Origin of the sequence: Mycobacterium sp., assembly GCF_025965855.1 — a bacterium.
In the GTDB taxonomy this organism is placed as follows: Bacteria; Actinomycetota; Actinomycetes; order Mycobacteriales; family Mycobacteriaceae; genus Mycobacterium.
Genome location: NZ_JAOPWB010000268.1, coordinates 24,728 through 46,132, shown reverse-complemented (window position 1 = coordinate 46,132; position 21,405 = coordinate 24,728). Strand labels below are relative to the sequence as shown.

At 67.9% G+C, this 21,405-nt stretch carries 10 protein-coding genes and 1 pseudogene; 5 read left to right on the top strand and 6 right to left on the bottom strand.

Annotation, left to right across the window (positions count from 1 at the left end):
• On the bottom strand, positions 1-678 hold a 678-nt coding region (locus tag JWP83_RS22775; RefSeq protein WP_297735181.1), incomplete at its 3' end, for a circularly permuted type 2 ATP-grasp protein.
• A gap of 171 nt (positions 679-849) precedes the next feature.
• On the opposite strand from JWP83_RS22775, the gene rpsT reads away from it, so the two are divergent.
• Positions 850-1,110: a 30S ribosomal protein S20 gene (rpsT, locus tag JWP83_RS22770; RefSeq protein ID WP_297735162.1), complete on the top strand. Its 261-nt coding sequence runs from the start codon at positions 850-852 to the stop codon at positions 1,108-1,110.
• A gap of 24 nt (positions 1,111-1,134) precedes the next feature.
• On the opposite strand, the gene holA is transcribed toward rpsT, so the two are convergent.
• The 3 genes from holA to JWP83_RS22755 form a co-directional block, all read right to left on the bottom strand.
• Positions 1,135-2,094, bottom strand: coding sequence for a DNA polymerase III subunit delta (holA, locus tag JWP83_RS22765; protein WP_297735177.1), 960 nt, complete (start codon positions 2,092-2,094; stop codon positions 1,135-1,137).
• Between the two features lie 77 nt (positions 2,095-2,171).
• The gene (locus tag JWP83_RS22760) at positions 2,172-3,710 is read right to left on the bottom strand and encodes a ComEC/Rec2 family competence protein (RefSeq protein WP_297735174.1); all 1,539 of its coding nucleotides are present in this window, start codon (positions 3,708-3,710) and stop codon (positions 2,172-2,174) included.
• A 50-nt stretch (positions 3,711-3,760) separates the two neighbouring features.
• Positions 3,761-4,627, bottom strand: a complete 867-nt coding sequence (locus JWP83_RS22755) for a ComEA family DNA-binding protein (protein ID WP_297735159.1) — start codon at positions 4,625-4,627, stop codon at positions 3,761-3,763.
• 155 nt (positions 4,628-4,782) lie between these two features.
• On the opposite strand from JWP83_RS22755, the gene JWP83_RS22750 reads away from it, so the two are divergent.
• The 4 genes from JWP83_RS22750 to JWP83_RS22730 all read left to right on the top strand — a co-directional run bounded on the left by JWP83_RS22750 (position 4,783) and on the right by JWP83_RS22730 (position 9,844).
• Positions 4,783-5,940: an acyl-CoA dehydrogenase family protein gene (locus JWP83_RS22750; protein WP_297735156.1), complete on the top strand. Its 1,158-nt coding sequence runs from the start codon at positions 4,783-4,785 to the stop codon at positions 5,938-5,940.
• Positions 5,941-5,947: 7 nt separating this feature from the next.
• A complete protein-coding gene (locus tag JWP83_RS22745; protein WP_297735154.1) occupies positions 5,948-7,054 on the top strand; it encodes an acyl-CoA dehydrogenase family protein in 1,107 nt (368 codons plus the stop codon).
• A gap of 26 nt (positions 7,055-7,080) precedes the next feature.
• Positions 7,081-8,814 carry a patatin-like phospholipase family protein gene (locus JWP83_RS22735; RefSeq protein ID WP_367185667.1) on the top strand — a complete coding sequence of 578 codons (1,734 nt, stop codon included), beginning with the start codon at positions 7,081-7,083 and terminating at the stop codon, positions 8,812-8,814.
• A 67-nt stretch (positions 8,815-8,881) separates the two neighbouring features.
• Positions 8,882-9,844, top strand: coding sequence for an adenylate/guanylate cyclase domain-containing protein (locus tag JWP83_RS22730; protein ID WP_297735150.1), 963 nt, complete (start codon positions 8,882-8,884; stop codon positions 9,842-9,844).
• On the opposite strand, the pseudogene JWP83_RS22725 reads toward JWP83_RS22730, so the two are convergent.
• Both JWP83_RS22725 and JWP83_RS22720 read right to left on the bottom strand, forming a co-directional pair.
• Positions 9,841-9,950, bottom strand: a pseudogene (locus JWP83_RS22725) (hypothetical protein); the annotation flags it as partial. The gene JWP83_RS22730 and the pseudogene JWP83_RS22725 sit on opposite strands and share 4 nt — an antisense overlap.
• A 78-nt stretch (positions 9,951-10,028) precedes the next feature.
• On the bottom strand, positions 10,029-21,140 hold the full coding sequence (locus JWP83_RS22720; protein ID WP_297735147.1) for a type I polyketide synthase: 11,112 nt from the start codon (positions 21,138-21,140) through the stop codon (positions 10,029-10,031).
• Positions 21,141-21,405: the final 265 nt, after the last annotated feature.

The window sequence follows — 21,405 nt, the reverse complement described above, 5'->3', positions numbered from 1 at the left end:
CAGATGCGACGAGTAGTCGCCGACCGACCGCACCCGGTGGGTGGCGAACAGGTTCGGGAAGACCCGGGCCATCGTGCGCCGGTTCTCCATCACGTAGGAGACACCGGACGGAGAGCGCAGGTTGTCCTCGAGCACCCGAAAATCGCCCTTTGCGTCGCGGACGAGGTCGATGCCTGCGACGTGGATGCGCACGCCGTTGGGCGGGGCGATGCCCACCGCCTCGCGGTGAAAGTGCTCGCAGGACGTGACGAGACGGCGAGGGATGACGCCGTCGCGCAGGATCTCCTGCTCGCCGTAGATGTCGTCGAGGTAATGCTCGAGCGCCTTGACCCGCTGGGTGATGCCGCGCTCGAGTCGCGTCCACTCCGCCGCGGAAATGACTCGCGGCACGAGGTCGAGGGGAAACGGCCGCTCCTGGCCGGACAGCGAGAACGTGATGCCCTGGTCGGTGAAGGCGCGGCCCAGCGCGTCGGCGCGGGCTTCCAGCTCAGAGGCATCCGACGGGGCAAGCTCGGCGAAGATGCCCTTGTACGGTCCGCGGACGTTGCCCTGGGCATCGAACATCTCGTCGAAGGCCTTCGAGTAGCTACCGAGTCTGTTGTAACCGTCGAAGATGCCGTCGTACCGTTTGGACGTCCGGGCGTTTGTGCGGGACGTTCGCGAGGTCCCGGTTGGCAGCGTTCGAAGGCTCACCCATCACATGCTGCACCACCGGGGCCGTTTCGGCAGGCCAGTGGGCCTCGCTTTGGGAGATTCAGCGGTGCGCTGGTACCCTGAACAGTCGCTGCCCGTCGCCGGGCGCCTTACAGACTTGCCCAACCCAGTCGAGATTTGCGAAGGAACACACGCGTGGCCAACATCAAGTCGCAGCAGAAGCGCATCAAGACGAACGAGCGCGCCCGCCTGCGCAACAAGTCGGTGAGGTCCTCGCTGCGTACCGCCGTCCGCGCCTTCCGGGAGGCCGCCGACGGCGGCGACAAAGAGAAGGCCGCGGAGTTGCTGGTCTCGACCAACCGCAAGCTGGACAAGGCGGCCAGCAAGGGTGTCATCCACAAGAACCAGGCCGCCAACAAGAAGTCGGCGCTGGCGCGGGCCCTCGGCAAGATCTGAGGCCCGGACGGCCTCTTAGGCTGCTCAGTGGCCCCGGTCGGCCACCAATTCGGCAACCTGCCTTACCGCCGATTCCAGCGCGTAGTCCGCGTCGGCGACGGCCCCCTTCACGTTGGCGTTGAGTTCCGCCACCACCTTCATCGCGACCGCCACCGTCTCGCGCGTCCAGCGTCGGGCCTGCTTCTGCGCTTTCTGCACGCGCCACGGCGGCATGCCCAGCTGCGACGCCAGGCGATACGGGTCCCCGGATAGCGGCCCTACCCGGCCGATGGTGTGCACGGCCTCGGCCAGCGCATCGGCCAGCACCACCAGCGGCTCGCCGCGCATCATCGCCCAGCGCAGCGCCTCGGTGGCTCCCGCGACGTCGCCGGCCACCGCCTTGTCGGCGATGTCGAAGCCCTTCACCTCCGCCTTACCGCTGTGATAGCGGCGCACCGCGGCGGCATCGACGGCACCCGCGGTGTCGGCGACCAGCTGCGAACACGCGGCGGCCAGCTCGCGCACGTCGGAGCCGACCGCGTCCAGCAGGGCGGTGACGGTCTCCTCATCGACCTTGACCCGCAGCGCCCGGAACTCCTTGCGGATGAAGTCGACGCGTTCGCTCGGCTTGGTGATCCGCGCGCACGGATGCATCTGCGCGCCGAGCGACTGCAGCTCGGTGGCCAGCGCCTTGGCCCGTCCGCCGCCCGAGTGCACCACCACCAGCACCGTGCCCGCCGGAACGTCGGCGGCGGCCGAGGCGATGATCGCGGCCGCCTCCTTGCCCGCGTCGGCGGCCGCTTCCAGCACGACGATGCGCTCGTCGGCGAACAGCGACGGGCTCAGCAGTTCGGCGAGCTCGTAGGTGCCGACATCGCCGGCCCGCATCCGGCTCACGGGAACGTCCGGGTTCTCAGAAGTGCCGGCCCGCTCGCGCGCCGACCGCAGCACATCGGCCACGGCCCGCTCGACCAGCAGCTCCTCGTCCCCCAAGACCAGGTGCAAGTGCGCAATCTCGCTCACCCCACGATGGTGTCACGTGGCTCTGACTAACGGCCGACTACTCCGATGGTGGCGACCCGCTACGCCGCGCTTGCGATCACCACTAGTCCGGACAGCGACCAGGCCAGCGCGCCCATGACGACCGCTCCCCCGGCCAGTCCGAGCGCGCCGCGAAACCAGCGCCACCGCCACAACAGCCTGGCCACCAGAAGCACCGACACCGTGCCCGCGGCGACCACCACCACACCGGGCACACCGGCCGGCACGGGCAGCGTCGCCACGGGCACGTCGGCCGACCACTTCGCCACGTTCAGGACCCACCACAGTTCGGGGCCCGTGAAACGGATCAAAAGCGCCGCGCCGGCGGGCCACAGCACGCACAACAAGGCCGCCGCGCTGCCGAGCACGGTGATCGGCGCGATCACGGGCGCGACCGCGAGGTTGGCGGCCGCGGCGACCAGGCTGACCCGGCCCGAGATGCCGGCGACCAGCGGGGCGGTCACCGCGTGTGCGGCGCACGCGACGGCGAGCGCATCAGCCAGCGGCTTGGGCCAGCCCCCGCCGACCAGGCGCCGTGACCACGCCGGCGCGATGACGATCAGCGCGGCCGTTGCCAACACGGACAGCGCAAAGCCCACGTCGACGGCCAGGTGCGGAGCGACTGCCAGCAATATCAGCACCGTGGCCGACAGGGCCGGAATCGCTTGCCGCCGACGCGAAGACAGCATCGCCGTCAGCGCGATGGCGCCCATCACGGCGGCGCGCAGCACGCTTGCCGTTGGCTGCACGACGATGACGAACGCCACCAGCGCCACCGCGGCGAGGGCGACGGCGGCGCGCGGGCCGATCAACCGGGCCGAGAACAGCACCGCGCCGCACACGATTGTGACGTTTGCCCCCGATACGGCCGTCAGGTGCGTCATGCCGCCCGCCCGGAAGTCGCGGCTGGTCTCGCCGCTGACCGCCGAGGTATCGCCGAGGACCAGGGCGGGCAGCATCGCGGCCTCGTCCCCGGTCAGGGCCTCGCGGGCGGCGGCGGCGAACCGGCCGCGCACGGCGTGAGCGGCCCGCTGCACCGGGCCGGCGGTGCCCATCGTCGGACGCCCCGACGCGTTGAGCACCGCGACCGTCAGGTCACGGCGGCCCGGACGGTTGATGCGCGCGGTGAACCGCACCGGCTGGCCCACCGTCAGGTCGCCGAAGTCGGATGCGCGGGCGAAGACGACCACGCGGCCGGACATCTTGTCGTCGCGCAGGCGCTGCAGGGTGGCGCGAAACATCAGCCGGCCCGGGCCCAGCGACCGCGCGCTTTCGGTCGGGGTGACCGTCACCGGGGCGGCCGCGCCGAACGCCCCGGTGATCGGGTGGCGAGCGACCGCATCGGTGCGCAGCGCGATCGCCAACCCAAACCCCGCGCCCACCACGCCGACCGCCACCAGGCCGGCGCTGACCGTCCGCATCCGCCGGGCTTGGCCGGGCCTGCGAGCCGCGTAGCAAGCCAGCACCGCCGCCGCGCCGAGCAGCACGACGCAGCACGACGCCACGGCCCGTCCGACCGGCCACCAGATCCCGGCGGCGGTGACCGCCCAGCCGGTGAGCGCGGCCGGTACCAGCCGCACATCGACGCGCGCGGCGGCCGGTTCGCCGCGGGCCGGGTCGCACACCGCTGTCAAACACGTACCAGCGGGCGCAGTTTTTCCAGCCGCGCCGGACCGATGCCGTCGACATCGGCGAGCTGGTCGACGCTGCTGAATTTCCCGTTCGCCTGTCGCCACGCCACGATCGCGGCGGCGGTGACCGGCCCGACCCCGGGCAGGGCGTCCAGCTGCTGTTGGGTCGCCGTGTTGAGGTCGAGCACCTCGCCGGCCTTCGGCTTGACCGTCCCCGAAACCGGCCCCGGCGCCCCGGATGCCGGCGACGTCCCCGCGGACACCGAGCTGCCAAGTGCCGTCCGCTGCCCCGGAACCGGCGCGAGCCCGACCACGATCTGCTCGCCGTCCGCGACTGGGCGGGCCATGTTCAATCCGATGGTGTCGGCGCCGTTCACCGGTCCCCCGGCGGCCTGCAGCGCGTCGGCGATACGCGCGCCGGGCGCCAGGGTGACCAGCCCCGGCGTGTGCACCAGGCCGACCACGCTGACCACCACCGGCCGGTCGGGACCGGCCGGCTGGCCGGCAGCCGGGCTCGCCGACGACCTGGGGCTTGCGGTGGCGGCCTTCTCCACCGGTGGCAGCTTGGCCGACATCACCGGCGCGGGCCGGTCGCGCACCAGCGTGAAGACCGTCACGAGCACCGCGAGGGCGGCCACGACCGCCAAGGCGATGGCACCGGCGCGGCCGGGATCGGCGCGCATCCTCGCCACCCAGCCCCGGCTCTCGGCGGCCTCGGGAAGCCACCGCGGCAACAACGAGTTCTGGTCCTCGCCCGGGGCCTCTTGGTCTGAGTCCGATTCGTCGGCGGGCTCGGCGCCCGAATCACTCTCCGGGCCAGCGCCGAGTCGTCGCTGTAATCGCTCGGCGGGCAGTTCTGTTCGCATGCGCTGACCGTAGGTGCGCCGACCGCCGCGACGACCTCCCGCGGCGGCGTCGCGAGTCCCGCGTGTGGACTAATCCGAGGCTGTGCACAAGCACCGAACGGGATGGGCCAAGATGGAAAGGTTCGCGACGTTCACCTCAAGCGAAGGAGGCTGCCGTGCAGCTGGCGCTCACACCGCAGGAAGCGGCGTTCCGCGACGAACTTCGCACCTTCTACACCACCCAGATCCCCGAGGAACTCCGCGAGGCGGTGCGCCAGGGGGCACCGGTGACGAAGGACCTGATCGTCACCAGTCACAAAATCCTGAACGACCACGGACTCGCGGTGCCCAACTGGCCGGTCGAATGGGGCGGCAAGGATTGGACTCCCACGCAGTTCCAGCTCTGGGCAGACGAGATGCAGCTGGCCTGCGTTCCCGAGCCGCTCAACTTCAACGTCAAGATGGTCGGCCCGGTGATCGCCGAGTTCGCGTCCCGGGAACTGAAGGAGCGCTTCCTGCCGCCGACGGCCAGCATCGACATCTGGTGGTGCCAGGGGTTCTCCGAGCCGGAAGCCGGCTCCGACCTCGCGTCGCTGCGCACCACCGCGGTCCGCGACGGCGACAGCTACGTCGTCAACGGGCAGAAGACGTGGACGACCCTGGGCCAGTATGCGGACTGGATCTTCTGCCTGGTGCGCACCGACCCGCAGGCGCCCAAGCGCCAGGCAGGCATCTCGTTTCTGCTCATCGACATGGCGACGCCGGGCATCACGCTGCGTCCGATCAAGTTGATCGACGGCGGCCACGAGGTCAATGAGGTCTTCTTCGAAGACGTCCGGGTGCCCGCCAATCAGCTTGTCGGAGAAGAGAACCAGGGCTGGACGTACGCGAAGTTCCTGCTGGGCAACGAGCGCACCGGCATTGCCGGGGTGGGCCGGACCAAGGTCCGACTCGCCGAGGTGAAAAAGCACGCCGCACAGACCGGAGTGCTGAACGATCCGCTCTTCGCGGCGCGCCTGGCCGAGGCCGAAAACGAGGTGCTGGCCTTGGAACTCACCCAGTCCCGGGTGACCACGGATTCCGCGAAGGGTAAGCCCAACCCGGCCTCCTCTGTACTCAAGATGCGCGGCAGCCAACTGCAGCAGCTGGCCACCGAGCTGCTCGTCGAGGTAGCCGGCCCCGACGCGCTGCCGATCGACGGTGACGACATCGCGTCGCCTCCGTGGGCGCAGGCCAGCGCCCCGCGCTACCTCAACTACCGCAAGACGTCGATCTACGGTGGCAGCAACGAAGTGCAGCGCAACATCATCGCGTCCACCATTCTCGGATTGTGAGGCAGCCATGGACTTTCAGCTGAGCGACGAGCAGGCTCTGCTGCGCGACACCACCCGCGACCTCCTGTCGCGCACCTACGACGCCGAGAGCCGCAACAAGATCATCGAGAGCGAGCTCGGCTGGAGCCGCGATGTCTGGAGCCAGCTGGCCGACACCGGGATTCTGGGCCTCGGATTCGAGCCGGAGGAGGCGGGCCAGATCGAGATCATGGTGGTGCTCACCGAGGTTGGGCGACGGCTGGCGCCCGAGCCCATCGTGCACGCGGCCCTGGCGCCCGGTGCGCTGATCGCCGAGCGAGGAACCGACGCGCAAAAGCTGCTGCTGGACGAGGTCGCGGCGGGTCAGAAGCTGCTCGCGTTCGCGCACCTGGAAACCGGTCACCGCCGGCCCAGCGCGACCGTCGCGACACAAGCTGTGCGGCAAGGTGATTCGTGGACGTTGACGGGAACGAAGAACCCCGTGCCGGCAGGTGACTGCGCCGACACGCTGGTGATCAGCGCCGCGTTGCCGGACGGCGGCACCGGATTGTTCCTGGTGAGCGGGGAGGCGGTGGACCGGCACCCCTACCCGACGTTCGACGGACAGCGCGGCGCCCAGATCAAACTGGAATCGGCGCCCGCCGAGCCCCTCGGCGACGCGGTGGACGCCTCCACCGCGATCCGCGACGCGATCATCCGCATCCAGTCGGCATTGTGCGCCGAAGCGGTCGGCGCCATGGAGGAGGCGCTGCGCCTGACGACGGATTACCTCAAGACCCGCAAGCAATTCGGCGTCACACTGAACAAGTTCCAGGCGCTCACGCAACGGGCCGCCGACATGTACGTGTCGCTGGAGTTGGCCCGCAGCATGACCTTCTACGCTGCGATGTCAGTCGCCGACGGCAACCTGGACCCGGTGATCGCGTCGCGGGCCAAGCTGCAGATCGGCCGGTCGGGCCGGCACATCGCGCAGGAGTCTATCCAGCTGCATGGCGGCATCGGCATGACCGCGGAGTATCCGGTCGGGCACTATGCGGCCCGGCTCACCGCGATCGAACACACGCTGGGCTCCTCGCAGGACCACCTGCAGGTTCTCATCGAACAGATCGCCGACTACGACCTGGCCCGGCTTTGAGAACGCTTTGAAAGAAGCCGCACCCCATGAGCGCTGAAGAACAGCAGCCCGCACCGCGTGCGGCTGACGAGCGGGCCGCGCTCCGGAGCGTTCCGATACTCGCCGACATGGACGATGAACAACTCGATCAACTCTCGAGCGCCGTTGATCGCCTTCACATTCCCGCCAATGAGTGGCTCTTTCGTGTCGGAGACCCATCGGATGCCATCTATATGGTTGCCTCGGGGCGGTTCGCGATTGTCGGTGCCGATGGGCAGGTGATCCGGGAGATGGCGTCCGGCGACTCAATCGGGGAATTGGGCGTGATTGCCGGCGCTCCCCGCTCGGCTGGAGTAAGGGCTGTCCGGGACGGCGTCGTGTGGAGGATCGCCGCCGACACGTTCGCCGAAATGCTCGCGACGACTCCGCGGGTCCAATCGGTGATGCTGCGAGCGCTGGCGAGGATGCTTCAACAGTCCCGATCCGCGAACATCTCTCAACGTCCGCGCGTCATTGGCGTGCTGTCGACCGGTGAGGCCGACGCAGCCCCGATCGTCGACACGATCGCTACTCGACTGCGCCCACACGGTCAGACCGCCGTGATCGCTCCGCCCGTCGACACCACCGCTGAAGTCCAAAATTACGGTGAGCTCGTAGAAGGATTCAGCGAAGCCCTTGATCGGGCCGAGCGAAGCAACGACTGGGTCCTGGTGGTGGCCGACCGAGGGTCAGGTGATCTCTGGCGACGATATGTTGCCGCGCAAAGCGACCGACTCGTGGTCCTTGTGGCGGAACAACATCCGCCGACCGGCCTCGATCCGCTTGTCGCCCAGGGGCGGCCAACCCACCTGATCACCTGCATGAGCGAACCGGATCCGAGTTGGTGGGAACTGCTGCGGCCGGTCTCGCATCACTCCGCCGACGACGATGGCATCGGTGCTCTGGCTCGCAGAATCGCCGGCCGATCCCTAGGTCTCGTGATGGGGGGTGGCGGCGCTCGAGGACTCGCACATTTCGGTGTGTACGACGAGCTCACCCGGGCAGGCGTCGTCATCGATCGGTTTGGCGGAACGAGCGCCGGTGCCATTGCTGCGGGGGCCTTCGCGATGGGGTTGGACGGCGAGGAGGCGATTGCCGCGGCACGTAAGTACATGGCAGAAGCCAACCCACTCGGCGACTACACGATCCCTGCGGTGGCCTTCACTCGAGGTCGACGCGTCGATCGGCTGGTGGGGGGCTTCTTCGGCAGCAGGTTGATCGAGCATCTGCCCAAGGGGTTCTTCTGTATCTCGGCGGACATGATCACGGGCAATCAGATCATTCACAGACGTGGGTCTCTGTGGCTCGCCGTGCGCGCTTCGGTCTCGATCCCCGGTCTTCTTCCGCCGCTGCAGCAAGGCGAGCGGCTGATCGTCGACGGTGGACTGTTGAACAACCTCCCGGCCGACGTGATGTGCGCAGACCCGGACGGCGACGTCATCTGCATCGATCTACGTCGAATTTACGTGCCGTCGAAGGGCTTTCGTCTGCTCCCGTTCGTCCGGCGGCTCGTTACCGGCTCGGATGTCGCCTTACCGCCGGTGCAAGAGACATTGCTTCGCGCCCTTGACCTTGCGGGGTCAACTCCGAACCTGCACGAGCTCCCTCACGTTGCGGCCGTCATCCAGCCGGACGTCACCGCGATCGGTCCGTTGGACTTCAAAAATATTGACGCCGCCCTACAGGCTGGGCGACGCGCAACCCAAATAGCCCTTGAGGCACATCCGGCGCTCGTTCGGTGACCGCGGCCCTGCCGCGCTTGCCTCAGGGAGATGGTGGCGGTGAACACAAGCGGCTAGGTTGTTAACCGTGGACGCCGATTGGCGGGGCGAGCCGGAGGCCCACCTGATCATGCGCGCGGAGGACGGCGCGCGCATCGTGCCCATTTTCGATCAACTTTTTGTCGGGCGAGATTGCTCGGGTATCGCGGAACAACGCCGACTGGTGATCAACCAGCCGGGCATCTCCCGGAACCACCTCGAGATCCGCTTGGACCCCGCCACCGACCAGGCTTTCCTGATCGACACCAGCACCAACGGAACCTTACTCAACGGCGAGCGGCTCGAACGCGCCGTACTGGTCCCCCTCAGGCCCAACGACCAGATCCGCATAGGCGACCTCGCGCTGAGGTTTCGATCGGACCGGTTCAACGCCGTCGGGGAGGCCGGCACAGATTTCACCGAGGCCCGGATCGTCGAGGAGATCATGGTGATGGTGGTGGGCGATATCACCAACTACTCGACGATCTCGGAAGTCACCGACAGCAAGGTGATCGCCGAGAGCCTGAACGACCTTTGGCACGAACTCCGCCGAGTGCTGCGCACCCATCGCGGCACGCTCAACCATTACGCCGGCGATGCGCTGTATGCGGTCTGGGGACTGCGGACGCTTCCCAATGCCAATGAGCTCGCGATCGATTTCGCGCTCGCTGCGAACCAGGAGGTCGAGTATCTCGCGCCCAAACTCCCGCTCCGTGCGCCGGACGGCTCGCCGATCCGCATGGGCTGGGCTGTGGTGCAGGGCAAGGCCGCGATCGCCGCAATGACTCGAACGGTCGAGGCCGTGATCGGCGACGCGACTAACGTCGCGTTCCGATTGGCCGGAATTGCCGGGCGGGGCGGGCGCGCGGCCGTGATGACCACCGATGCCGTGCATGCCTTCGCCGAGGCGAAATACGTCTGGGGCCCCGCGGAGCAGGTTGCGATCAAGGGCCGAAAGGGAATGCAGACCGTGTTTCCGGTCATCGCACGTTCAACCCAGACGTCGCCTTAGAACTCGAACGCGGTCTGGCTGGAACGTCGCTGACAAACGCCGCGTAGGGCCAACGTTCTAACCGAGAGTCCTTGGCGCGCAACCGGTTCGCTGCGGCCAACGTCGACGTCGGGTGCTCGTCGCTGCCTGCGCCGACGCACTGGTGGTCAGCGCGGCGTTACCGGACGGCGGCGTGGGGTCGTTTCTATGTCGGCTCGGACGCACCGACGGATTCGACTTCACCTGACTGGGCGCCCGGCTGAGGGTCCGACTGTGGGCCCGACTCTGAGTCCGACTCCGGTAGCTGACCTGCGAGATACTCGGCGAGCCCGCCGAGCGTCGGATAGTCGAATACCGCGGTCGCGTTGATCGTGAACGCGCCACCGAACTGGCTGTGCAACCGGTTGCGGAGTTCGACCGCCATCAGTGAATCCGTGCCCAGGTCGAGGAATCGACTGGTCGCGGCGGGCGGTTGCGCGAGCCGCAGGAAGCCCTGCACTTCGCGCTGCAGGAATTCGGTAATGAAACTGGCGCGCTGCGCCACCGGTATCTCCTGCAGTTGCCGGAGCAACTCACTGTCGCCTGTTGCCTCCGTGACGGCGCTCGGCAACACGAGGTCGAGAATCGGCGGGCGGGAACTGCCCAGCACCTTCGCGGCACGCTGCCAGTTGGCCTTGATGACCGTTGCCTGCGCAGTTCCGTTGGCGACCACCTCGGCGAGCGCGCTGAGGGCGGCCGAGGGCTCCAGCGGAACCAGGCCTTGCGCACCGATATTGCCGCGCGCGGCCTCCGAAGAAGCCATGCCCCCCTTGGCCCAGGGACCGAAGTTGACGCCGGTCGCCGGCAAGCCTTGCGCCTTTCGTTCCGCGACCAGCCCGTCGAGCAGCGCATTGGCCGTCGAGTAGTTGGCCTGGCCGGGCGAACCGAGCAGGCTGGACACCGAGGAGGACACGATGAAGAAGTCGAGATTGTCGTTCTTCGTCAAGCGGTCCAGGTAGCAGGCACCAAACGCCTTGGGCGCCAACGTCGTCCGGAAACGCTCCAGGCTCTGCTGTGACAGCAGCGCGTCGTCGAGCACGCCCGCCAAATGCGCCACTCCCGCGAGCGGCGGCAACTCCGCGCGGATCCGCTCCAGCAGCTTTGCGACTTGCGCCTCGTCGCCGACATCGGCCGCGAAGGTATGGACGCGGCACCGGTAGCGCTCGGTGATGTCCTCGATTGCCCGCTGCGCGTCCGCATCGGGGGCGCGCCGGCTGGTCAACACAATGTCACCGGCGCCGAGTTGGGCCAGATAGGCCGCCGTGTGCAGGCCGATCGCGCCGAGTCCACCGGTGATCAGATAGCTTCGATCGCCGCGCGGCTGCAACGGGTTCGGCATTTGCAGCACGATCTTCCCGATATGACGCGCCTGCTGCATCCGGCGAAATGCCGTCTTCGCCTCCGTCAGCGGGTAGATCTCGGCGGGAAGGGGCGCCCACTCGCCGCTGGCCAACCCGTCGGACACCTCGCCCAGCAGGCCACGAATACGATCGGGCTCCTGCAAAGTGGTCGCGTCCAGCGCGACGATTTCGTAGGCGATATCGGGACGGGCCGCCGCCATCTGCGCATGCGTCCAGATGTCTCGCTTGGCGATCTCGGCGAAACGGCCGTGCCGGGCGGTGGCCCGCACGGTCGCTTCGACAAACCCCTCATTGGTCAGGCTGTTGAGCACCACATCAACACCCGAGCCGCCGGTATCCGCCAGAATCTGATCCGCGAAATCCGTACTGCGCGAGTCGTAGACATATTCCACGCCCAGCTTGCGCAGTGTCGCGCGTTTGTAGGTGCTCGCGGTGGCGAAGACGATCGCACCGTGCTGCTGCGCCATCTGGATGGCGGCCAATCCGACACCACCGCTGGCGGCGTGAATGAGCACACGGTCACCGGGCTTCAGCTGCGCCCAGTCGAACGCGAGCCGGGCCGTGAGCGCCGCCGCGGGAATGGTCGCCGCCGCCACCGCACTGACCCCATCGGGCACCGGAGCCAGCAATTGGACCGGCACATTGAATCGGCTGGCGAATGCGCCCTGCATGAAGCCGAAGACGCGTTGACCGACCTCGAGTCCGGTGACGCCGCTGCCCAACTGCGTGACGATGCCGGAGAAGTCACCACCGATCGGGCCCGGATCGCCCGGATAGAGACCCAACACGTTCAGCACGTCCCGGAAGTTCAAACCAGCGGCATCCACGCGGACCTGCACGTAGCCGTCGTCCGGCGGCGGCACTTCCGCCTCGGCCAGACGCAGGTTGTCGATCGCGCCGCGTTCAGTGGGCGCCAACACGTAATCGGTTGCTCGCGGTACCGCGAGATGACCGCTGCGCGACCATTGCAGCAACCGGGAGGCCAAGAACTTGCCTTGGCGCAAAGCGAGCTCCGGTTCCTCGAGGGGCGGCCCCGGTTCGCCGAGAAGCCCGGCGAGCAACTGCACGGCCTGCTCGGATCCGTCGCAGTCGACCAGCCTGCAGCGCAGGGCCGGTTCCTCGTTGACGATGGTGCGCCCGAGTCCCCACAGCGCCGCCTGCACCGGGTCGACCGGCTCGCCGGATTCGGTCGCCACGGCCCGTTCGGTGATGATCCACAGCCCGCCGGGAAGTTTCCCCGTCCCATCGGTCTGAAGGCCCTGCAGAGTGTGCACGGCGCTGAGCAGGTGGGCGATCTCCATCTCCAGCCGCGCGAGCGATTCAGCGCTCGACTCTCCCGCACCCGGTCCGGTGCTGCGCCAGACGATGCCCGAGAACGGCATACCGCGCTCGTCAGCCTGCGCCAACAGCCGCCCCAAGGGCTCCGGGTCCACTGAAATCGAGGCCCGGTCAAAAGAGATGCAGCCCGGCACGTTGGCCGCGAGTTCCTCGAATCCGGCGATCAGCCAGTTGCCGATCGCGTTTCCGGCACCCCCGCTCGATGCCGGCAGCGGCACTTCGTGCCAGCCGAGGGTGTAGAGCAGCCGGGTGGCATCGCCGCCGAGCCCGCGCAACAACGCCTCTCGGGGCGCGCGTTTGACCGTGAACTCGCGAATCCCGCCGAGGCGGCGGCCATCCCGATCGACGAAATCGAGATCGAAGACCTGGGTTTCGCTGTCGAGGCCGCTGGTGTGCCACCTCGCGCGGCAGTAAAACCGCCGCGGCATCTTCTCCCGCAGCTCCACCCGCCCGTACCGCAACGGCAAGAACAGGTCGTTCACCCCCTGTTCGGCCGCGAGAAGTGCCGGGAACGCCGGGAAGGCGACGCCCGTGCACAGGTCGAGCAGCACCGGATGCATCGGCTCGGTTCCGAGATGTTCCGCGAGTTCTTCGCCGACGGTGATATCGCCGATCGCCTCACCCTCCCCGAGCCACAGCGACTTCAAAGAACCGGACCAGTTAGGCCCCCATGCCAGCTCCATGTCGGCGAAGGTCTCGAACAGCTGCTGCGGACGCATGCGGTTCATCCGCTCGATTGCCGCGTCGATGGGATCCGCCGGATCGGGGGCCGGGTCGGCCTCGACACCAGTGACACCGGCGATGACGGTGCCGTCGGCGTTCAACGACCATTCGGCATCGCGGACGCCGTACGGTCGGCTGTGCACTCGGAAGCTCCAGCCCGCCCCGTCTTGCAAGCCGTCCTCCAGCGGATGCAAAGTCAGCTGCACCTCGCGAGAAGTCTTCTCGGTCAGGATGATCGGCTCATAGAAAAAGACGTCTTGCACCCGCCCCGGCGGGCCAACCGCGGCCAGGGCCATCGCCGCATAGGTCGCCCCCGGAACGACGACGGTGCCGTAGATGACGTGATCGGAAAGCCAGGGCTGCGACTTGACCGACAGCCGGCTGGTGTAGACGGAGTCGCCGGAGGCGAGATCTTTTGCACTACCCAGGATTCCGGATACGCCGGCGCCCTGTCCGTCGATGCCGGCGACGCCGGAGGTCTTGGGCCAGAAGCGACGCCGCTGGAACGGGTAGGTGGGCAGTTCGAGTCTGCGGCGAGGTTGACGCTGCAGCGCGGCGAACCTGGGCCGATGGCCGCTGACATAGGCGGCGGCCAGCGCTTCGGCGATCTGGCGCCGGTCGCCGACGCCCTTGCGCAGGGAGACAATCGCACGCGGCGCGGCCAGATGTTCCGGCCAGACCTGGACCGCGGCCCCGGTCAGAACCGGTTGCGGACCGATCTCCATCAACACCGAGCACCCCAGCGCCGCCACGGTGCGCACGCTTTCGGCGAACTGCACCGGCTGGCGGGAATGCCGCCGCCAATATTGCGCGTCCAGAGGGGTTTCCGCCGTGAGCACGGCGCCGGTGCGGTTGCAGACCAGCGGCAACGTCGGCACAGCGAACTGCAACCGCGCCGCGTACGACTCGAATTCACCGAGCACCGGCTCGAGCAACTCCGAATGGAAGGCGTGGCTGGTTTCGAGCCAGCTGCAACGGATCCCGTCGTTGCCACCCCTGGCGACGACCTGTTCGAGATCCGCGCCGGGACCCGACAGCACCGTGTTGGGGCCGTTGTAGGCGGCGACCGAGACGCGGGGGAACTCGTTGGCGATCTCCTCGACGTACTTGGCATCGGCGAAGACCGCCACCATTCGCCCGCCGTCGGGCAGACTGCCAAACAGCCGGCCGCGCTCGGCCATCAGCCGCGCTCCGTCCTCGAGGCCGAAAACCCCGGCCACACACGCCGCCGCGTACTGGCCCACGCTGTGCCCCAGCACCACGTCGGGCTCGACGCCCCACGACTGCCAAAGCCGGGCCAGGCCCATCTCCACGGCGAACAGCGCGGGCTGCGCAAAAGAGGTGTGCCGCAGTGTTTTTCCGGCGTCAGCGCCGGTTTCCCGGTCGGTCGCGAACAGCACCTCCAGCAACGGACGCGGCAGCATGCCCTGCACCGCTTCCGCGCATCGCGTCACGGTGTCGGCGAACACCGGCTCGGCGTCGAACAACTCGCGCGCCATCCCCGGGTACTGGCTGCCTTGCCCGGTGAACAACCACGCCGTCGTCGGCAGGTCCGTGCACTCGCCCCGTAGGACTCCCGGTCGCATCCGGTTCTCGGCCAAATCGGCCAGCGCCTCGCGGGCGCTCTGAACCGAATCGACGACCAGCGCGGCCCGGTGGTCGAAATGCGAACGCCCGACCCCGGCCGTGCAGCACACCTCGGCGATGTCGACCTTTGGGTGGGCGTTCAGCCATTCCACATATCGCTGCGCCAACGCCGCCAGCGCCTGGGGCGACCGCGCGGACAGCGGCAGCACCTCGACCGGCTCATCTGGCTCGTCCAACTCCGCGATGTCGCCCGTCGAGTATTCGTCCGCGGTCGCCCCTAGTGGTGGCGCCTCCTCGATCAGCACGTGTGCGTTGGTGCCGGTGAACCCGAAGGAACTTATGCCGGCGCGTCGCGTCCTGCCGTTGGCCTGCCACGGCGTCGCCTTGTCCACGACCCGCACCGGCAGCGAGTCCCACGGGATATGCGGCGACGGTGTCTCAAAGTGCAGGCTCTGCGGCAGCATCTCGTGCTGCAGCGACAACACGACCTTGATCATGCCGGCGACCCCCGATGCCGATTCGAGGTGGCCGATGTTGGTTTTCACCGATCCGATCAGCAACGGCCGGTCCGCGTCGCGAGCGGCACCATAGACGGCCCCGGCCGCCTGCACCTCGATCGGATCACCCAGCGCGGTGCCCGTCCCGTGCGCCTCGAGGTAGTCAACATCCCCGGCGTCGAGACCGGCGCGAGCCAGCGCCGCGGTGATAAGACGTTGCTGTGCGCCCCCATTGGGCACCGTCAAACCACTGGAAGCGCCATCTTGATTGACCGCGCTGCCCGGGATGACCGCGCAAACCCGATCGCCGTCGCGCACGGCATCGCTCAGCCTCTTGAGCACCAGGATCCCGCAGCCTTCACTGCGCACGTAGCCGTCGGCGGAGGCGTCGAAGGTCTTGCAACGCCCGACGGGGGAAAGCATCCTGGCGCGCGAGGCGGCGATGGTGGACACCGGGCTCAGCAAGACGTTCACACCACCGGCCAACGCCAAATCGCAGTCACCGGAGTGCAATGCCTGGCAGGCCTGATGGACGGCGACCAACGACGAGCTGCATGCGGTATCGACCGCGACCGCCGGTCCTTCCAGCCCGAGCGCGAACGCAACCCGGCCCGAGATGGCATTGAGCGCATTGCCGGTGATGAAGTGGGGCTGGAGGTTCTCGACCGAGTCGGCGGACAGCAAATGCGAATACTCGTTGGCGCCCACCCCGACGAAGATCCCGCTTCGGCTGCCGCGCAACGCCCCCGGGGAATACCCGGCACGTTCCAGGCCCTCCCACGCCGTTTCCAGCATCAACCGCTGCTGCGGATCAATCCAAACAGCCTCGCGCGGCGAAATACCGAAGAATTCCGGATCGAATCCGTCGATGCCGTCGAGGAATCCACCGAAGCGGCTGTAGATCTTGCCCGGAGTATCTGGGTCCGGGTCGTAGAACTCGTCGATGTCGAATCGGTCATCCGGGACTTCCCGGATCGCATCGACACCGCCGGACAACACCTCCCAGAACGCTTCGGTATCGGGTGCGCCGGGAAAACGGCACGCCACCGCGACGATTGCGATCGGCTCGTCCGTGCGCCCCGTCACTACCGAGGCCGGCCGCGACCCCGACTTCGGGGATCCCTGCTCGCTGAGCCCGAGCACGTCGCCGAGCAGGTAATCCGCCACGTCGGACAGACGTGGGTAGTCCATCGCCAGGGTCGCCGGTATCTCCTTGCCCACCCCTTGCTCGATGAGGCGCCGCAATTCGACCGCCATCAGCGAATCCATGCCGAGGTCGAAGAATCCGGCGTCCTCGCGGATCTCCGCGGTATCGACTCGCGTCACCTCCGCGACCGCCTCACGCAGGTAATCCGTGAGAAGTTTCTTGCGCTGCTGCGCCGGCGCGTTGGTGAGCCGCTCGACCAGCCGAGTCTTCCCGGCCGGCCCGGACAAGGACGGTGCCGATACCGACTCCGGCACCTCACGCTCCAGCTCCGCCAGGAATGACCGCCGCCCCGCCTGCTGGTAGAGCGGCAGGAAGCGGGCCCAGTCGATCCGGGCCACGACGCCCTGTACTGCTCCCTGCGCGGAAGAAGCCGCCATGAGATCGGCCATGCCCGCCAATGCATCGGCAGGTGACAATGTCCGGACCCCGCGCTGAGCCAGTCGCGCGCGAGCTTCGTCGTCGGCCATGCCCGCCGACCAGGGACCGAAATTGGCGCTGAGCCCCGGGACCCCCTGCTCGCGCAGCCGCCAGGCCAGCCCGTCGAGGAAGGCGTTGGCCGCGCCATAGGCGGTCTGGCCGAACCCGCCCCATACCGAAGCGATCGAGGAGGTGCTGAGGAAGAAGTCCAGCCGCAAATCCAAGGCCGCTTCGCTCAAATGCCAAGCACCCCAGACCTTCCCGGCGAAGACCCGATCCACTTCGGCGTCGTCCAGGGTGCGCAGCGGGGTGGTACCGATCTCACCCGCGGCATGCACGATGCCGGCCAACGGCGGTAGTTCGGCCCGCACGGTGGCCAAGAGGCGCGCGACGTCGTGCGCGTCGGCGACGTCGGCCGCGACAACCAGGAATTCGCAGCCGTGCTGCTGACGCAACGCATCGATGCGCCCTTGCGCGGCATCGCTGGGCGCGCGCCGGCCGGTCAGCACCAGATGCCGGGCGCCGTGCGCGGCGAGGTATCCGGCGATTTCCAGTCCGACCGAACCGAGCCCTCCGGTCACCAGATACGTTGCGTCATCACGCAGTGCCAGTGGTGTTGCGATCGGCCGACCGACGCGTCGAACCAGCCGGGGAACGTAGAGCGCTTGATCCCGCAGCGCGACTTGGTCTTCCCTGATGGCCGGCTCGCGCGGTGCCGCCGCCACCTGGTCGATCAACCGCGACCATTCGTCGGCTTCGTTTTCCCTGCCTTTTGACAAGTCCGCCAGTCCGCCCCACACTTGCGGATGCTCCAGCGCAGCAGCCCGACCGAATCCCCACAGGCAGCTCTGATCCGGTGACACGGCGTCCGCGTCAGTGACTCGTTGCGCGCCGCGGGTTACCACCCAGATGGGTCTGCGCAGTTCAGCGGCGACAGCGGCCCGAAAGAGGCGCCGTGTTCCGCGCAGGACTCGGTGTTGCATCCGCAGCAGCGAACGCATCGACGGTGCGGTGTCGGAGTCGAGGGCCGCGAAATGCACGATACGTAGCGCCGGCTCGTCTGCCACCGCAGCGCGCAACGCGACCGCGAGGCGTTCCTCGTCGGCGTCGGACACCGGTAATCCGAGAATCCGATGGTGGTGCCCGCGCGCGGTGAGCGCGTCGACCAGAGGCCCAACCGCATCGGCGTCATCGCCGATGAGGATCCAGGCAGATCCCTCGCCGGCTTCCGGATCTGTGGCCCCCGGAACGTTCTCCCAGCGAACTTCGTAGCGGTCGTCCGCGATGGACCGGGTTTCACGTTGTTGGTTGTGTTGTGCGGCAAGCTTTGTCAGCACATCCACGGTCTGCTGATTGCCGCTCGCGCCGTCGAGTAGCGCGGCGAGTTCCTCGATCCGGCCGTCCTCGAGAAGCCGGACGGTTTCGGTACCCGCGGCGTTGTGTTGTTGGTTGGGGCGGACCCGATTGTCTCGAAACCAGTACTGGCGATGCTGGAACGGATAGGTCGGCAGGTCGAGCTTTCGCGCCGGCCCTATGACAGCGCCGAAGTCGGGCAGGTGGCCCAGCACGTACGCGTCGGCAAGGGCTTCGGTGATCTGGCGGTGGTCGGCGGTGTTTCGACGCAATGACGCGATCGCCCGCGGCGCGGTGGCCGGGTCAGGCCATGCCCGCAGGGCCGCGGCGGTGAGCACCGGTTGCGGGCCGATCTCTAGCAGCACTTTGCAACTCAGATCGGCAAGGGTGCGCACGCTTTTGGCGAATTCCACCGGTTGGCGGGCGTGGCGACGCCAATAAGCACCGTCGAGTTTTACGCTCCTGCCGAGCGCGGCGCCGGTGCGGTTGCACACCATAATCCGTTGTGGCGGGCTGAAATCGAACCGGTTCGCATACGACTCGAACCCGTCGAGGATCGGATCCAGCAGCGCCGAGTGGAACGCGTGGCTGGTGTCCAGCCAGTCACACCGGACACCGTCGGTCGTCAACCGGGCCACCGCCTGGTCCAGATCCTGCGCGGGTCCCGACAGTACGGTGTTGGCACCGTTGTAGGCGGCAACCGACAGACTTGGGAACTCGTCGGTGAGGCTTTCGACGCGCTCGGCTTGGGTGAACACCGCGACCATCCGGCCGCCCGCAGGCAAACTGCCGAAAAGGCGGCCGCGCTCGGCCATCAGCAGCGCGCCGTCTTCCAGGCTGAACACGCCCGCGACGCAGGCCGCCGAATACTGGCCGACACTGTGGCCCAGCACCACGTCGGGTTCGAAGCCCCATGACTGCCAGAGGCGGGCAAGGCCCATCTCCACCGCGAACAAGGCGGGCTGGGCGTAGGACGTCTGCCGCAGCGCCTCTTCGTTGGCCGGGCCATCCACATCGAAAATCACGTCCAGCAGCGGTTTTTCGAGAACGTCAGCCACCACGGCCGCGCAGCGGGTCAGCGCCTCGGCAAACACCGGCTCGGTGTCGAACAGCTCCCGGGCCATGCCCGCGTACTGGCTGCCCTGACCGGTGAACAGCCACGCCGTCTTCGGCGTGTCGTCGGATATTCCGCGCACCAGACCGGGCGCCGGGCGGTCGTCCGCCAGCGCACCGAGCAACTCAGCGGCGGATTCCTTCGAATCGACCACCAACGCGGCCCGGTGCTCGAAGTGTGCTCGCCCCACCCCGGCGGTCAAGCACAGGTCCGCCAGGCTGGCCTCCGGGTGCGCGCTCAACCAGCCGCGGTAGTGATCGGCGATCTGCACCAGCGCGGCGGGCGTGCGGGCCGACAGCGGCAGCACGCCGAATCGTCGGTCGCCGGGCACCTGAACTACGTGTTCGGGCGCTACCGGAGCCTCTTCGAGGATGACGTGCGCGTTGGTCCCGGCAAACCCGAATGAGCTGACTCCCGCGATACGGGGCCGACCGTTGCGTTCCCAGGCGGTCGCCTCCTGCACAACCTGCACCGCAAGCCGGTCCCAGGGAATGTGCGGCGACGGATTGCGAAAGTGCAGGTGCTTCGGCAGTACCTCGTGCTCGAGCGACAGGATGACCTTGATCACGCCCGCGATTCCCGCGGCCGCTTCCAGATGGCCGATATTCGTCTTCACCGAGCCGATCAACAGCGGGCGGCTCGCCTCGCGCCCCGCGCCGAACACCGCACCCGCGGCCTGGGCCTCGATCGGATCGCCCAGCGATGTCCCGGTCCCGTGTGCCTCCAGGTATCCGACGTCGCCGGGTGCGATGCGCGCGCGCTTCAGCGCCTCGGCGATAACCCGTTGCTGAGCAATGCCGTTCGGCACCGTCAAACCACCCGATGCGCCGTCCTGGTTGATCGCGCTGCCCCGGATGACGGCCCGAATCCGGTCACCGTCGCGGATCGCGTCCTCGAGCCGCTTCACGACAATGACACCGCAACCCTCGCCGCGCACGTAGCCGTCCGCGGCCGCGTCGAATGTCTTGCACCGGCCGTCAGGCGCGAGCATGTGCGCATGGGAAAAGGTGATCATGGTCGCCGGGGTGAGCAGCACGTTCGCGCCGCCGGCCAGCGCGAGGTCACATTCCCCGAGGCGCAGCGCTTGGCATGCCTGATGGATCGCCACGAGCGACGAGCTGCACGCCGTGTCGACGGCGATCGACGGGCCCTGCAGCCCCAATCGATAGCTGATCCGGCCCGCTGCCGCGGCATTCGACGTCCCGATTGCCATATAGGCTTCGATCTCGGGGTAGGTCAGCTCGTCGGATGCCATCCCCAGGTAATCATGGGTGGCCAAACCGACGAACACACCGGTGTTGGTGTTTGCCAAAGCCGTTGGCGCGGTGCCCGAATGCTCCACCGCGCGCCACGCCGTCTCGAGCAAGAGCCGATGCTGCGGGTCCATCAACCTGACCTCGCGCGCCGACATGCCGAAAAACGGCGCGTCGAATCCCGTTACGTCGTCGACGAAACCTGCCCGACGGGTCACAACCTTCCCAGGCGAATCGGGATCTGGGTCGAAGAATTCGTCGGCATCCCACCGATCGGAGGGCACCTCCGATACCGCATCCCGGCCTTCGGCCAGCACCTGCCAGAATTCGTCAGCGTCCGCGGCACCCGGAAAACGCGCCGCGTAGCCGACGATCGCGAACCCCGCGCAACCCAAAGCCGGCTCCATCAGGCCTTCGGCGGATGCCATGCGATTGTCCTCCCTGCTTCGGTGGGCGAAGATTCGATGTGCCCGCGGGCCCTTTCGGCGCCCGGACCGTGGTAACTGCGAACCACGTCTTAGGCCACTCACTGCACGCACCCAGGACCCGACCTGGCGGAACTCCCCGGCGTACTGCTTCCAGCGACCGTCGTTAGGTAATCTACACATGTCCGGCCCAATCCCGCAGCCGAATCGCCGCCGACGCCGAAGTATTTACAGCATGGGTACTTCGCCGCGGGCTCAGGCAAGTATC

Excerpts from the sequence above, each read along its gene's own strand:
- JWP83_RS22735 (WP_367185667.1), top strand. The coding sequence starts at position 7,081 with ATGAGCGCTGAAGAACAGCAGCCCGCACCGCGTGCGGCTGACGAGCGG.
- JWP83_RS22745 (WP_297735154.1), top strand. The coding sequence starts at position 5,948 with ATGGACTTTCAGCTGAGCGACGAGCAGGCTCTGCTGCGCGACACCACC.
- JWP83_RS22755 (WP_297735159.1), bottom strand. The coding sequence starts at position 4,627 with ATGCGAACAGAACTGCCCGCCGAGCGATTACAGCGACGACTCGGCGCT.
- JWP83_RS22720 (WP_297735147.1), bottom strand. The coding sequence starts at position 21,140 with ATGGCATCCGCCGAAGGCCTGATGGAGCCGGCTTTGGGTTGCGCGGGG.